The following is a 13,889-nucleotide window of genomic DNA, read 5'->3' on the forward strand; positions in this document are numbered from 1 at the left end:
CCGAGGGGCTGGTCAGCGTCGAGATCTCCGACGAGGACAACGACGAGCTGGTCGTCACCGCCGACATGCGGACCCGCAAGGGCGAGATCGTTCATCGGCGTTCCCGCGGCCGAGCAGCCGCACGGGACGTCCGGCCGGGTGCGCGCGACCACGAGACCGTAGGCGGCGTAACCGCAGGCCAGGACGGCGCCGAGGATCATCCCGACGCGCAGCTGGCCGGACCGGCCGGCGAGCAGGGCGTGCGCGGCCAGCAGGGCGGGCACCGCCTCCGCCGCCGGCACGGCCGCCGCCAGCGGCCCGATCAGCCGCGGCGGGACGGTTCCGTGCGCCCGGAGCGCCCCGGTCAGGACGGCGGGCCGCAGCACGTGCCCCGCGGCCCCGTTGATCAGGACGAGCACCGTCAGCGACGCCGCCGTGGCGCCGATCATCATGGCCATCGAATCACCTCGTCGCGTGCCGTCCGGCCGGAAAGTCCACCGGCGCCCCGGCCCTTCGGACTATAACCACGCGGGCGCCCGGCTGGAAATATCGAAGAACGCGGATCAGTGCCCGCCGGAGTCGCGTGCAGATGCCGCCCCCGCCGTTGACCGGCACGTTTGGTGCAGCGCCGAAGAGTGGTCCACGGACGTTTCGGAGATTGCCGAAGTGAGTGGCCGACCGATCGGCATGCGGCTCAGTATGGCGTCGACGCCGGGGAGACCCGGATGCTGATTGGAGTCATGCATGGATCTTCGGTATCACGCCTACGGAATGGTGGATCCGGTCTTCTACGACGCGCCTTCCACGGAGGTCCCCGGCGAAGAGGACGACTACTCCGCAGGTCAGCACCTCTCGGACGGCTGGACGCGCCAGCCGAGGGGCGTGTGGACGATGCAGGGGCGGACCGACGGGTCGATCCCCGACCAGGGCTGGAAGATCCATGTCTCGGCCGGGCTGAACAATGCCGAAGAGATCCTCGACATCGTCGCGAAATACTGCGTCGAGCACGAAGTGTTCTTCAAGCACCTGCGCAGCCGCCGGGTGCTGCTCGCGCGCAACAGCAAGTACGCCGAGCGCGGCGGCAGCGGAAAATTCATCACGATTTATCCCGCCGACGAGCGGGTTCTCGAACGGACGCTGCGCGAACTCGGCGGAATGCTGGAAGGGCAGCGCGGCCCGTACATTCTGAGCGATCTCCGCTGGGGCGCCGGGCCGCTGTTCGTCCGCTACGGCGGATTCCGCGAAAGGCTGTGCCGGTCGGAGTACGGCGAGATGGTGCCGGGCATCGAGACGCCGGACGGGCGGCTCGTCCCGGACCACCGCGACCCGGTCTTCCGCGTGCCGGATTGGGTCACCGTTCCCGAGTGCCTCAAGGCGGCGATGGCCGAGCGCGACGCGGGCGCGCTGGACGACTTCCCGTACGAGATCCACAAGGCCCTGCACTTCTCCAACGGCGGGGGGCTCTACCGCGCCACCGACACCCGCACCGGCGGGGAGGTCCTGGTGAAGGAGGCCCGGCCGCTGGCCGGGCTGGACCGGAACGAGGACGACGCGGTCGTCCGCCTCGACCGGGAGCGCCGGTTCCTCGAACGCATGGCCGACCTCGACGTCATACCGAACATCGTGGACCACCGCGTCTGCTGGGAGCACCACTTCCTGGTCCGCGAGTTCGTGGCCGGTGAGACGCTCTCGCACCACATGGTGCGGCGCAATCCGATGCTGCACTTCGGCGCCACGGCCGAGGAGATCGCCGGCTACACCGCCTGGGCGCTGGACATCCTGGACCAGGTCGAGCGGGCGCTGGGGGAGCTGCACCGCCGCGGCGTCGTCTTCGGCGACCTGCACCCCGGCAACATCATCGTGCGCGACGACGACACGATCGCGTTCGTCGACTTCGAACTGGTCGCCGACGCCGCCGAGGCGGCGCGCCCCGCGCTGGGCGCGCCCGGCTACCAGGCTCCGCACGGCTACACCGGCCTCGCGATCGACCGGTACGCGCTCGGATGCATCCGGCTCGCCGTCTTCATGTCGCTGACCGCCGTCCTGCGCTGGGACGACGGCAAGATCGAGCAGTTCATCGAGTTCATCACCGGGCGGTTTCCGGTGCCCGCCGACTACGCCGACAAGGTCCGCGCCGACCTCTATGCCGGCGCACCGCCCGGTCCGGCCGATCCGTCCGGTGCGCCGGCGTTGTGGCCGGAACCGGAGCCGGCGACCTGGGAAGGGCTCCGCGACTCGATCGCGGACGCGATCCTGTCGACGGCCACCCCGCACCGGTCCGACCGCCTGTTCCCCGGCGACATCGAGCAGTTCGCCGCGCCCACCGGCGGCATCGGGTTCGGGCACGGCGCGGCGGGCGTGCTGTGGGCGCTGGCGGAGACCGGTGCCGGGCGGTTCCCCGAGCACGAGGCCTGGCTGGTGAAGGCCGTCGGCTCCGTGCCGCAGCCGCCGCCCGGGTTCTTCGACGGCGTCGCGGGGGTCGCGTACGCGCTGGACCGGCTCGGCAGGCGCGCCGAGGCGCTGGAGATCATGGAGTACGCGCCCGGGCCGGCCGCGTCGACCGACCTCAGCCTGTTCCGCGGGCTCGCCGGGATCGGGCTCAACCAGCTCCACTTCGCGCGGAGCACCGGCGACGCGTCCTACGCGGAGGCGGCGCGGAGGACCGCCGAGCGGCTCGTCCACGAGCTGGACCGTCCGCAGGACGAGCGGTACCGGGCCGGGCTGATGCACGGCTCGTCCGGTCCGGCCCTGTTCCTGATCAGGCTGTACGAGACGACCGGCGACCGGAGCCTGCTCGACCACGCCGATCGGGCGCTGCGCCGGGAACTCGACGCCTGCAAGTGGACGCAGAAGGACCGCACCCTGCAGGTGGACGAGGGGTGGCGGGTCCTTCCCTACGTCGCCACGGGCAGCGCGGGCATCGGCATCGTCCTGCACGAGTACCTGCGCCACCGCGCGGAGCCGGAGTTCCAGGAGGCGCAGGAGGGCATCCGCCGCGCCGCGGAACCGCACTACTTCGTGCAGAGCGGCCTGTTCAACGGCCGCGCCGGGATCCTGGCCTACCTCCTGCACACCGGCGCGGGGCCCGACGACCCGGCGGTGCGGCGCCATCTGCGCAACATCGGCTGGCACGCCGTCCCGTTCCACGGCCGGGAAAGCGATCGGGCCGCGGCTCCCGACCGCCCCGACGGCGCGTGGCAGGGGCCGGAGAAGACCGCCTTCATCGGAGACCAGCTCCTGCGGCTGTCCATGGACCTGGCCACTGGGTCGGCCGGGGTCCTGCTCACCCTGGGCGCCGCGCTGAGCGGCCGCCCTCTCGAACTCCCCTTCCTCAGTCCCTGGGGAGAGGGGACCGATGACGACCCTCGACTTCGAGGAGGGAGGTGAACACCGACATGGCCTCGATCCTCGAACTGCAGAACCTGGACGTCGAGCGCGCCGACTCCGCGAACGCCGCCGACAGCAACGGCAGCGTGTGGGAGTGCTGCAGCACCGGAAGCTGGGTGCCCTTCACGTGCGGCTGCTGATCGCGCATCCGCGTCCCACCGACCCGGGCCCTCCAGGGTCCCGACGTGACCGGAAAGAGGTGAACGAGATGACGAAGATCCTCGAACTGCAGAACCTCCAGGTCGAGCACGCCCGCGACGCGCGGAGCGACTGGAGCCTGTGGGAGTGCTGCAGCCACGGCAGCCTGTTCAACTGCTGCTGAGCGGCTGAGCCGGGCTGACGGCGGTCCGTCCGGGACGGCGCGGTGCGCCGTCCCGGACGGACCCGGACATGAGAGCCGGATGTATGGATGAGCGTCGGGTGCGCGGCCGCGGCGGCCGGTTGGCACTGCTGGTGGCGGCCAGCCTCGCCAACGTGGGCTGCGTCGTGGCCCTGCCGACCGTCCTGGGCGCGGCCACGGAGGCGGCGCTGGACGGCGGGGACGCCCTGGCGCCGCTGTCGGCGCTGGTCGCGCTGGCGGCCATGGCGGTGGCGGCGGCGTACGCGGTCAAGGTGACGGAGGTGGCGTGCACGTCCGCCGAGACCGTCCGGCTCCGGTCGCGGATGATGGAGCACGTGCTCGCCCTGGGGGTGCCCGGCGAGCGCATGTTCGCGTCGGGCGACCTGACCGGCCGCGTGGTCACCGGAGCGTCCATGGCCGCGGGCGCCGGGCCCGTGCTGGTCCAGCTCACCGCGGGGACGGCGACCGCGCTCGGCGGCGCCGCCGCGCTGTGGCTCATCGACTGGCGGCTGGTGGCGACCGTCGCCTGCGCCGTCCCGGCCGGGCTGGCGATGATGCGGTTCTTCGTGCGCCATGCGGCCGGCCTGGTGACGCGCTACCAGGAGCTGCAGGGCGAGATCTCCAACCGGATGCTCGACGCCCTTGCGGGAATCCGCACCGTACGGGGCGCGGGCACCTGGCGGCGGGAGGCCGACCGGATCCTCGCGCCGCTTCCCGAACTGGCCGGTTCGGGACGGGACCTCTGGCGCGCCTACGGCCGGATCCAGGGGCAGGGGACGCTGCTGATCCCGCTGGCGGGGCTGGCCGCGCTGGCCGTGGCCGGGCAGGGCGTGATGGCGGGGCGGATCTCGCCGGGGCAGATGCTCGCGGTCGCCGGCTACGCGCCGATGGCGCTCGGGATCCTCGGGCAGGTGTCGCTGCTGCTGGCGCTGGCGAGGCTGCGCGCGGGCGAGCGGCGGATCGGTGAGGTGCTGTCCGTACCGGTGCGGGAGCGCGGCCGGCGCGCGCTGCCGGACGGTCCGGGCGAGCTGCGCCTGTGCGGGGTGACGGTGCGCGGTGCGGACGGCCCGCTGCTGGAGGCCGTCGACCTGGTCGTCCCGGCCGGGCGGTCCGTCGCGATCGTGGGCCGGTCGGGTGCCGGGAAGAGCACGCTCGCGCTGGCCGCGGGCGGGCTGGTCGAACCGGACGAGGGGCGGGTGCTGCTGGACGGCGTCCCCGTGGCGGAGGTCGCCCCGGCCTCGCTGCGGCGCGAGGTGGCGTACGCCTTCGAGCGCCCGCGGCTGCGGGGCGCCTCGGTCGCCGACGCGATCGGCTACGGGTGCGGGGAGCCGTCCCCCGAACTGGTCGAGCGGGCGGCCGTGCTGGCGGGCGCGGACCGGTTCGTCCGGCTGCTTCCCGACGGGTACGCGACGGCGCTGCGGGAGGCTCCGATGTCGGGCGGCGAAGAGCAGCGGCTCGGCCTGGCGCGGGCGTTCGTCCGGCCCGCCCGGCTGCTCGTCCTGGACGACGCCACCTCCAGCCTCGACTCGGTGACCGAGGCGCAGGTGGGCGCCGCGCTCGCGCGGGCCGCGGCGGGACGCACCCGGCTGCTCGTCGCGCACCGGGCGGGCACGGCCGCGCGCGCCGACCTCGTGGCGTGGCTGGACGGCGGCCGGGTCCGGGCCGTCGGGCCGCACCGCACCCTGTGGCGGCACCGCGCCTACCGCGAACTCTTCGAGCCCCCCGCCCCGGTGGCCAGTGCCGGCGGCGCCGTGTCCGAGCGGAACGGGGAGGCCCCGTGACCGCGCCGGACGACCCGGCGGACGCGGCTGCCGGGCTCGGACGCCGGGTGTGGCGGCGGCCGCTCGCGGAGCTGCTGCGCGAGCGCCGCGGGGTGGCCGCCACCCTGCTGTGGTCGCTCGCCGCGACCCTGCCCGCGCTCCTGTCGGGCCATCTGGTCGCGCGGGCGCTGGACCGCGGCTTCCTGCGGGACGACCTCGCCGCCGGCCTCGGCTGGCTGGCCGTGCTCGGCGCGGCCATGGTCGCGGCCGCCGTGAGCGCGCGCCGCGTCCCGCCCGCGCTGGGACGGGTCGTCGAGCCGCTCCGGGACCGGCTGGTGCGCCGGGTCGTCACGGGGACGCTGCGGCGCGCGGTCGGCGCGGCCCCCGGACGCCCCGACCTGTCGGTCATCACCCGCATGTCCGAGCACACCGAGACGGTCCGCGACACGACCGCGGGCCTCCTGCTGGGATTGCAGCAGGTCGGGCTCACGGTGACGGCGGCCGCGGTCGGCCTGGCGCTGCTGGCGCCCGTCGTCGCCCTGCTGGTGGTCCCGCCGGTGGCGGTGACGCTGCTGCTGCTCGTCCTGCTGCTGCCTTCGCTGGCGGCCCGCGAGCGCGCGTCGCTGCTGGCCGAGGAGCGGGTGGCCGACACGGTCGGCGGCATCGTGTCTGACGTGCGCGACGTGGTCGCGTGCGGCGCCGAACCCGAGGCGGCCGGTGAGGCCGGCGACGCCTTCCGCGTCCAGGCCGCCGCGGAGCGGGCGGCCGCCCGGGCGGGCGCCCTGCGGACCGCGCTCGGGACCGCCGGCGGGCAGCTCGCCCTCGTCGCGGTGCTGGCCGCCGGGCCGTGGCTGCTGCACAGCGGCAGGCTCAGCACGGGAGAGCTGCTCGGAGCGCTCACCTACATCACCGCGAACCTGCAGCCCGCACTGCGGGCGGCGGTGCAGACGACCGGAGGATCCGCCGTCCGACTCGGGGTCGCCCTGCACCGGCTGGAATCGTGCGCCGGTCCGGAACCGGAGCCCGCCCCGAGCCCGGCGCCCCGCGCCAAGGTTCCGAGCGATTTCGAGCTGCGCGTGGACGGGCTCACGTTCTCTTACGGCGCCGGAGCGGAGCCGGTACTGCGCGACGTGACGTTCACGGTGCCGTACGGATCGCATCTGGCCGTCGTCGGCCCCAGCGGGATCGGCAAGTCGACGCTGGCGGATTTGCTGACCGGTGTCGCGGAGCCGCAGCGAGGCACGGTGTCGATCGGCGGGCTGCCGCTCGCGTCCCTGGACCCGCACTGGTTGCGGCGGACCGTCGCGATCATCCCCCAGGAGGCGTACGTCTTCGCCGGATCCCTGCGCGAGAACCTCACCTACCTGGACCCCGCCGCGTCCGATGCCGACATCGAGGACGCCGTCACGACCCTCGGCCTTGGGCGGCTGCGTGACCGGCTCGGCGGGAACGACGCGGCCGTCGGATCGCGTTCGGGGCTCACGCCGGGGGAGCGGCAGATGATCGCCCTCGCGCGGGTCTGGCTCTCGCCCGCGCGGGTCGTGCTGCTCGACGAGGCGACCTGCCACCTCGACCCGGTCGCGGAGGCGCGGATGGAGGAGGCGTTCCGGGCCCGTCCCGGCACCCTCGTCGTCATCGCGCACCGGCTGAGCTCGGCCCGGCGCGCCGACCGCATCCTCGTCATGGACGGGGAGCGAACGCTGCTCGGCGGCCACGACGAGCTGCTGCGGCGCTCCGGCCTCTACGCCGACCTCGTCGGAGCCTGGCAGACCGGACGCCAGGAGGAGGGGCGCCCGGACCGCCGCTACGCGGCCTCCTGAGGCGCCCTTCACTGCGGACCGGAGAAGCACCGGGCGCCCTGCCGCGCTCCGGGAAGGGCCGCGCAATGCCCTGAGCCGGGGGTTCAAGAGTTCTTCATCCGCCGTTACGGGAGTGGCATCGGCGGTGTCGTCGCAGCTCAGCGGGCTCTGCATGGCGATATACGTCACCTTCCGACCAAGGACGGAGTCGCGCGTGGGCAAAGCGTGACATTTATTCGGATTTGCCGAAAATGTCACCGTCGCATTGCCGTCGTTCCCGCTCCCCCTCGGGGCCCCCGCCCTGGCCGGGAACGGCGCGGAAAGGCTCCCGATGCGACGACTTCTCCTGTTCGCACTCCCCGCCGCCCTGAGCGCGGCGCTGGTCGGCGCCATGGGCGCGCCCGCGTCCGCGACACCGCCGAACATCCCGTCCGCCTCCACGGCCGCGAGCCGCCTGGCGAGCCTCACCGTGGGCACCGAATCGCACCAGAGCACCTACGACCGCAGCCTGTTCCCGCACTGGATCACCATCTCGGGGACGTGCAACACCCGGGAGACCGTCCTGAAGCGGGACGGCACGAACGTCACCACCGACTCCTCGTGCGCCGCGACGTCCGGCACGTGGTACTCGCCCTACGACGGCGCGACCTGGACGCAGGCCTCGGACCTGGACATCGACCACATGGTGCCGCTCGCCGAGGCGTGGGCGTCCGGTGCCTGGTCCTGGACGACCTCCCGCCGCCAGGCCTACGCCAATGACCTCGGCGGCCCGGAGTTGTGGGCCGTCACCGACAACGTCAACCAGGCGAAGGGCGACAAGGACCCGGCCGAGTGGCAGCCCTCGGTCGGCTCCTTCCGCTGCACCTACGCCCGCGCCTGGATCCAGGTGAAGTGGTACTACGGCCTGAGCGTGGACAGCGCGGAGAAGAGCGCCCTCAACACGATGCTCGGCACCTGCTGAGCCTCGTCCCGCCGCCGCGCCGGCGCCCGCGGACCCCGCGGGCGCCGGCGTGTCTAGAATCTATTTCTAGAATAGGACTCGTCACGGAGGTGCCTGATGGCGGTGGACCCGACCGGTGCTGGGCTGAAGCGGTTCCTCGCGGAGGATCCCGGCGGCCCGGTGGTGATGCTCAACCTGCTGCGCTTCCGCGAGGGCGGCGAGAAGAGCTACGCCCGCTACTCGAAGGCGCTCGGCGGGGACATCCTCGCCCGTTACGGCGCCGAGGTCCTCTACTACGGAAAGGGGTCGACCGCGCTGGTCGCCGAGGACGGGCAGTCCTGGGACGCCGTGCTCCTCGTCCGCTACCCGTCCCGCGAGGTGTTCTCCCGCATGGTCGCCGACCCCGACTTCCAGGCCGTCGCCCACTTCCGGAGCGAAGCGCTGAGCGAGGCCGTCCTGCAGGCCACCATCCAGGTAGGTGCCTGACCCGGGGTTCGCGGGCCGGGCTGCGGCCGGTGCGGAGCGGCCCCACGGTTCCGCCGCGGCGAGGACGGCCCGCATGTCGTGGCGGGCCGCCACTCGCCTTCACCGCCCACCGGCGGCGGGGTTCACCAGGTCTCGGCGGCGCGCCACATGCGCAGGTAGGTCTCCGCGCCGTTCGCCATGTCGTCGATGAGCTCCTGGCCGCCGACGGCGCGCATGTCGGCGATCCAGTCGGGGACGAGGCCGTAGTTCGCGACGCCGTCGGTGTTGAGGTCCCAGGTGCGCTGCCCCTCGGTGAGCCGGTCGAGCTTCACCGACGGGTCGATCGGCGAGGTGAAGGGGTAGCTCAGCGGGCCCGCGCCGCCGCCCGTGCGGGGCTCGGGCAGCGCGCCCATGCCGTTCGCGTCGAGCCCGTAGCCGTAGCCGAACGGGCGGGCGGGGTCGCGCTGGGCCTTGTTGCGCCGCCACTCGGAGGTGAACCGGTCGGCCGCGTTGCCGTAGCCGGTGACCATGCCGCCGAGCCGGTAGAGGCGGGGCAGGTAGGTCGCGTCCATCCAGCTGTGGGACGAGATGACGCCCGGGTACCGCGCCTCCTCCAGGATGCCGAGGGTCTGGTCGGCGGCCTTCGCGCTCATGTGGTCGACTTCGACGATCATGTGCCGCTTCATCATCCCGCGCACCGCGTACGCGCCGAGGTCGCTGAGGCCCCGGACGTTGCAGTGCGGGGCGCTCGGATAGATCGGCAGCGTGATCCCCGCCAGCCCGAGCAGCTTCAGGATCGGTTCGAGGGCGTCGCCGACCTCGCCCGCCGGGGCGATCGTGTTGTCGTGGGCGGGGCCGGTGCACGTCTCGGCCTGCCAGAACCGTCCGGTGCCGATGAAGTTGGCGAGGTTGACGAACGCGCCGGCCGTGCCGCCGTCGAACCGCACGCCGCAGAGCGCGTTGTCGTACTTGTGGCACACGAACATCGAGGCCACGCCGAGGCCGCGCGCCTCGTCCAGCCCCCGGTCGATGTCGGCGCGGGTGCAGGCCGGGGCGCCGTTGACGAGCCGGCAGCCGAACGGCTCGGAGGTCTCGATGCCGAGGACGACGGCGAGCTTGCCGTCCTCGATGACGCGGCGGGCGTCCGCCGAGTCGCGCACGATGCGGAACCAGCCCTTGCCCGGGCCGCCGCTCCGCTCGTCGATGTAGCTCTCCATCTCGTGCATCCGCTGCGCCTGGAGCCGGATCGTCGCCGTCTCGTCGCACGGGTTGCCCTTGAGCGGGTAGATGTCGCAGAGCTGGCGGTTCGCCACCAGGTGGTTGACGAGGATCCGCTGCCCGGCCCGCCACGACCGCTCCAGCCAGGTGTAGTAGACCTGCTGGTGGGTGCGGGAGTCGTAGGCGGGCCAGTCCTTGAACGTCGGCCAGCCCGTGGGGTCGTGGGTGCCGAACGGCGTGCCGTACCGGGTGAAGTTCTCCCACCAGGCGAGCACGCCGTTGCCGGCGTGGTCGGGGCAGTCGCGCAGCGCCTCCTGGATGCCGTCGGGGTCGAACGGCTTGCCGCACATCAGCTTGCCGCCGAACGCTTCGTACGACATCAGGTGGCTGTGGGCGTCGATGTAGCCGCGCACCTCGCGCGGCTCGCCCTCCGCGTGCGCGCGGGGGACGGTGAGGAGGGCGAGCAGGAGGGTGAGGAGGATCGGAACGCAGGCGGCACGTCGGACGGGCATGGGGCACCTCGGCCGGGGGGAGACGTCCAGTGGCTCTCAGCCGAGTGAAACACCGATCCGGGCAAATGTGAATAGTCCTCATATCGCCGCCGGTCAGCCCGGGTGCGCGGTCCCGGGGCCCGTGCGGTCAGGGGGACTGGGCGGTCAGGGGCCCGTGCGGTCAGGGGGACTGGACGGCGAGGCGGTTGCTGAACCGGGCGAGCATGCCGCTCTGGGACGTCTCCGGGATCAGCCGGCCGATCAGCGGCGGGATGCGCCAGTTCGCCGGGTTGCGCCGGGCCATGCGGGAGACGAGGGAGATCTGCGGGTAGCGGGCCCGCTCGTAGGCGCGCAGCCGGGCCGCCGGGTCGCCGTCCTTCCCGTCCAGTTCGCGGCCGAGCACCCAGGCGTCCTCGAGGGTCTGGTTGGCGCCCTGCCCGAGTGTGGGCGGCATGGTGTGGGCGGCGTCGCCGACAAGGGTGACGCGCCCCTCGCCCCAGACCTTGCGCACCTTGTTCCAGTGGTGGCCGAAGAACTCGATGTCGTCGTCGGTGGCGGCGGCGAGCACCTCGGGGACGGGGGACGCCCAGTGCCCGAAGCGCCGCCTCAGCTCGTCGAGCGGTGACGCGGGCCGCGGCTCGCCGGGCGTCCAGCGCATGTCGAACCACCACTGGAGCAGGCCGCCGCCCGCGGGCATGAGGCCGCAGGCGCCCTCCTTCCCAGTGATCATGAGGTGCCGGTGGGTGCCGGTGATCTCGATGCCGATCGGGCTGAGCCCCTGCCAGGTGCCGAACGTCGCGGCCCGGACGCCGCTCTCGCCCCACAGGTGCCGCCGCACCGCCGAGTGGTGCCCGTCCGCCCCGATGAGCAGGTCCCCGGTGTCCGCCGTCCCGTCGTCGAAGGTCGCCGTGACCCGGTCGCCGTGCTGGGTCAGGCCCGTGCAGGTCATGCCGTAGCGGACTAGGTCGCCGGGCAGGCCGCCGGCGAGCCGTCCGAGCAGGTCCCGGCGGGCGATCGCCTTGGTCTCGAAGCCGTAGCGGGCCGCGGCGTGCGCGATGTCCTGGCCGGTGCGCAGCCGCCCCGACGAGGTCAGGGCGTCGATCCGGTCGATGCGGTTGCCGACGCCCTCCAGAGTGATGCCGAGGTCGTCCAGGACGGCGTTGCCGTTGCTCCAGATGAGCACCGCCTTGCCGCCCGTCCGCGGCCCCGGCGCCTGCTCGTGGATCCGTACCTCGTGGCCCGCCGCGAGCAGCACGCGCGCTACGGCCAGCCCGCCCACCCCGGCTCCGATGACGAGGATCTCCATTTCCCCTCCAAAGTGAAGTATCTTCGATATGAAGATACATCGCTTCGGAGTATCCTCTGCGGGTGGGTGCCGAACAAGAGGGAGAGGACGTCTTCCGCGGATTCCTGATCGCCGTCCTCCTGCACATCGAGGCGGCCGCCGACCGGCTCGGCCTGCGGCCCATCGACGTCGCCGCGGTGATCCTGCTGGAGATGCGCGGGCCGCTCCCGGTCGGCGCGATCTCCGAGGAGCTCCGCCTGCCGTCCGCCTCGGCGACCCGGGTGGTCGACCGGCTGGAGAAGGCCGGGTACGTGCGGCGCGTCCGCGGCGAGCACGACCGGCGCACGGTCACCGTGGAACTGGTGGAGGACGGCCTGGCCGACTACTACGCCGTCAGCGCGGGAGCACGGCGCCACCTGGACGAGGTCGGCGCTCGCTACGGCCCGGAGCAGGCGCCCTTGCTGATTGGCCTCTTGGACGGCATCGCCGACGCCTACCGCACCGCCACCAACGAACTCCGCGCCGACACGTCCCCCGGCTGACGCCCCCGATCCGGACCGCGCCTACACCTTCTCGCCGTGCGGACGAAACGGATATACCGGTGACCGGGACGCCGAAGGCCGGGCGAGGGCCGGGCCGGGATGATGAGGGTTCATGAACGAGCTGACGATTCCGCAATTGGTGGCGCGGGCGGCGAACGAGTACCCCGAGACCGAGGCGGTCGTGGACGGCGACGTCCGGGTCACCTACGCCGAGCTCCGGGAGCGGGTCCGCGAGGCGACGGGTGCGTTCGTCGGGGCGGGGATCGAGCCGGGCGACCGCATCGCCATCTGGGCGCCGAACGGCCTGCGCTGGATCGTCACCGTGCTCGGAGCGCTCGGCGCCGGCGCGACGCTCGTCCCGCTGAACACCCGCTACAAGGGCGACGAGGCCCGGTGGCCGCTCTCCAAGGCCGAGGCGAAGGTCCTGTTCGTGGAGGACGGGTTCCTCGGCATCGACTATCCCGCCATGCTCGGCGTGGACGGATCCGGCGCCCCCGGGCTGCCCGCACTGCGGACGGTCGTCACGTTCAACGGCCCCGCGCGCCCGGGGGTGACCGCCTGGGACGACTTCGTCGCCAAGGCCGCCTCCCCGGACGAGGCCGACGCGCGGACGGCGGCCGTCCGTCCGGAGACCGTCGCCGACATCCTGTTCACGTCCGGGACGACCGGCAGGCCCAAGGGCGCCGTGGTCACGCACGAGCAGAACGTCCTCACCTACCGGGCGTGGACGGACCGCACCGGTGTGCGGGCCGGCGACCGCTACCTCATCGTCAACCCGATGTTCCACTCGTTCGGCTACAAGGCGGGCGTGCTGGCGTGCGTGATGCGGGGCGCCACGATGGTGCTCCAGCGCACGTTCGACGTCCCGGAGACGCTGCGGCTGATCGAGCAGGAGAAGATCACCGTGCTGCCGGGGCCGCCGACCATCTACACCGCGCTCCTGCACGCCCCCGGCCGGGAGGAGCACGACCTGTCGACCCTCCGGCTGGCCGTGACGGGCGCGGGAGACGTGCCCGTCGCGCTGGTGCGGCGCATCAAGGACGAGCTGTTCCCGCAGGTCGTGACCGCCTACGGGCTGACCGAGTCGTCCGGGACGGTCACCGCCTGCTCGGTGGACGACGATGACGAGACCATCGCCACCACGTCCGGCCGGGCCATCCCCGACGTCGAGGTCGCGATCGTCGACGCGAACGGCAAGCGCCTCCCGGCCGGGACCGACGGCAGGATCCTCGTGCGCGGCTACAACGTCATGCAGGGCTACCTGGACGACCCGGAGGCGACCGCGGAGGCGGTCCGCGACGGCTGGCTCGACACCGGCGACTGCGGGCGCCTCGACGAGCGCGGCAACCTCACCATCACGGGGCGCACCAAGGAGATGTTCGTCGTCGGCGGGTTCAACGTATACCCGGCGGAGGTCGAGAACGTCCTGGCCCGGCACGACGCCGTCGCCGAGTCGGGCGTCATCGGCGTCCCGGACGAGCGGATGGGCGAGGTGGGACGCGCCTACGTCAAGCTCCGCCCCGGCGCCGCGGCCACGGAGGACGAGCTGGTCGAGCACTGCCGGGAGCGGCTCGCGAACTTCAAGGTCCCCCGGGAGGTCGTCTTCGTGGACGACCTCCCGAAGACCGCGTCCGGCAAGATCTGGCGCGTGAAGCTCAAGGAGCGGGCCTGACCCGCGCCGGG

At 73.1% G+C, this 13,889-nt stretch carries 12 protein-coding genes; 9 read left to right on the top strand and 3 right to left on the bottom strand.

Translation table 11 applies throughout. The features are described from left to right. Positions 1 to 437 (bottom strand): MauE/DoxX family redox-associated membrane protein (locus tag ABWI07_RS09045; RefSeq protein ID WP_353818175.1); only part of this gene is annotated, 437 nt, incomplete at its 3' end. A gap of 286 nt (positions 438 to 723) precedes the next feature. Between ABWI07_RS09045 and lanKC the strand changes: the two genes are divergently transcribed. The 7 genes from lanKC to ABWI07_RS09080 all read left to right on the top strand — a co-directional run bounded on the left by lanKC (position 724) and on the right by ABWI07_RS09080 (position 8,691). Beyond that, positions 724 to 3,366 carry a class III lanthionine synthetase LanKC gene (lanKC, locus tag ABWI07_RS09050; protein WP_353818176.1) on the top strand — a complete coding sequence of 881 codons (2,643 nt, stop codon included), beginning with the start codon at positions 724 to 726 and terminating at the stop codon, positions 3,364 to 3,366. Then, entirely contained in the window at positions 3,363 to 3,506 is a 144-nt protein-coding gene (locus ABWI07_RS09055; RefSeq protein ID WP_149262570.1) for a SapB/AmfS family lanthipeptide, read from the top strand. Before lanKC ends, ABWI07_RS09055 begins: the two co-directional genes overlap by 4 nt. 68 nt (positions 3,507 to 3,574) lie before the next feature. Further along, positions 3,575 to 3,688 carry a SapB/AmfS family lanthipeptide gene (locus ABWI07_RS09060; protein ID WP_149262571.1) on the top strand — a complete coding sequence of 38 codons (114 nt, stop codon included), beginning with the start codon at positions 3,575 to 3,577 and terminating at the stop codon, positions 3,686 to 3,688. 83 nt (positions 3,689 to 3,771) lie between these two features. Beyond that, positions 3,772 to 5,487, top strand: coding sequence for an ABC transporter ATP-binding protein (locus ABWI07_RS09065; protein WP_353818177.1), 1,716 nt, complete (start codon positions 3,772 to 3,774; stop codon positions 5,485 to 5,487). Beyond that, the gene (locus ABWI07_RS09070) at positions 5,484 to 7,286 is read left to right on the top strand and encodes an ATP-binding cassette domain-containing protein (protein WP_353818178.1); all 1,803 of its coding nucleotides are present in this window, start codon (positions 5,484 to 5,486) and stop codon (positions 7,284 to 7,286) included. The genes ABWI07_RS09065 and ABWI07_RS09070 overlap by 4 nt, the downstream gene beginning before the upstream one ends. A 310-nt stretch (positions 7,287 to 7,596) precedes the next feature. Then, on the top strand, positions 7,597 to 8,226 hold the full coding sequence (locus ABWI07_RS09075; RefSeq protein WP_353818179.1) for an HNH endonuclease family protein: 630 nt from the start codon (positions 7,597 to 7,599) through the stop codon (positions 8,224 to 8,226). A gap of 96 nt (positions 8,227 to 8,322) precedes the next feature. Beyond that, positions 8,323 to 8,691: a DUF1330 domain-containing protein gene (locus ABWI07_RS09080; protein ID WP_149262576.1), complete on the top strand. Its 369-nt coding sequence runs from the start codon at positions 8,323 to 8,325 to the stop codon at positions 8,689 to 8,691. Positions 8,692 to 8,813: 122 nt separating this feature from the next. Here the strand turns inward: ABWI07_RS09080 and ABWI07_RS09085 are convergent, their stop codons facing one another. Beyond that, the gene (locus ABWI07_RS09085; protein WP_149262577.1) at positions 8,814 to 10,400 is read right to left on the bottom strand and encodes an amidohydrolase family protein; all 1,587 of its coding nucleotides are present in this window, start codon (positions 10,398 to 10,400) and stop codon (positions 8,814 to 8,816) included. Between the two features lie 160 nt (positions 10,401 to 10,560). Beyond that, the gene (locus tag ABWI07_RS09090; RefSeq protein WP_353818180.1) at positions 10,561 to 11,685 is read right to left on the bottom strand and encodes an FAD-dependent oxidoreductase; all 1,125 of its coding nucleotides are present in this window, start codon (positions 11,683 to 11,685) and stop codon (positions 10,561 to 10,563) included. 62 nt (positions 11,686 to 11,747) lie between these two features. On the opposite strand from ABWI07_RS09090, the gene ABWI07_RS09095 reads away from it, so the two are divergent. Continuing rightward, positions 11,748 to 12,206: a MarR family winged helix-turn-helix transcriptional regulator gene (locus ABWI07_RS09095; protein ID WP_149262579.1), complete on the top strand. Its 459-nt coding sequence runs from the start codon at positions 11,748 to 11,750 to the stop codon at positions 12,204 to 12,206. Between the two features lie 112 nt (positions 12,207 to 12,318). Then, positions 12,319 to 13,878 (top strand): FadD3 family acyl-CoA ligase, encoded by a 1,560-nt coding sequence (locus ABWI07_RS09100; protein ID WP_353818181.1) that lies wholly within the window; start codon positions 12,319 to 12,321, stop codon positions 13,876 to 13,878. Positions 13,879 to 13,889: the final 11 nt, after the last annotated feature.

Origin of the sequence: Actinomadura sp. NPDC000600, from assembly GCF_040492135.1 — a bacterium.
Taxonomy (GTDB): domain Bacteria; phylum Actinomycetota; class Actinomycetes; order Streptosporangiales; family Streptosporangiaceae; genus Spirillospora.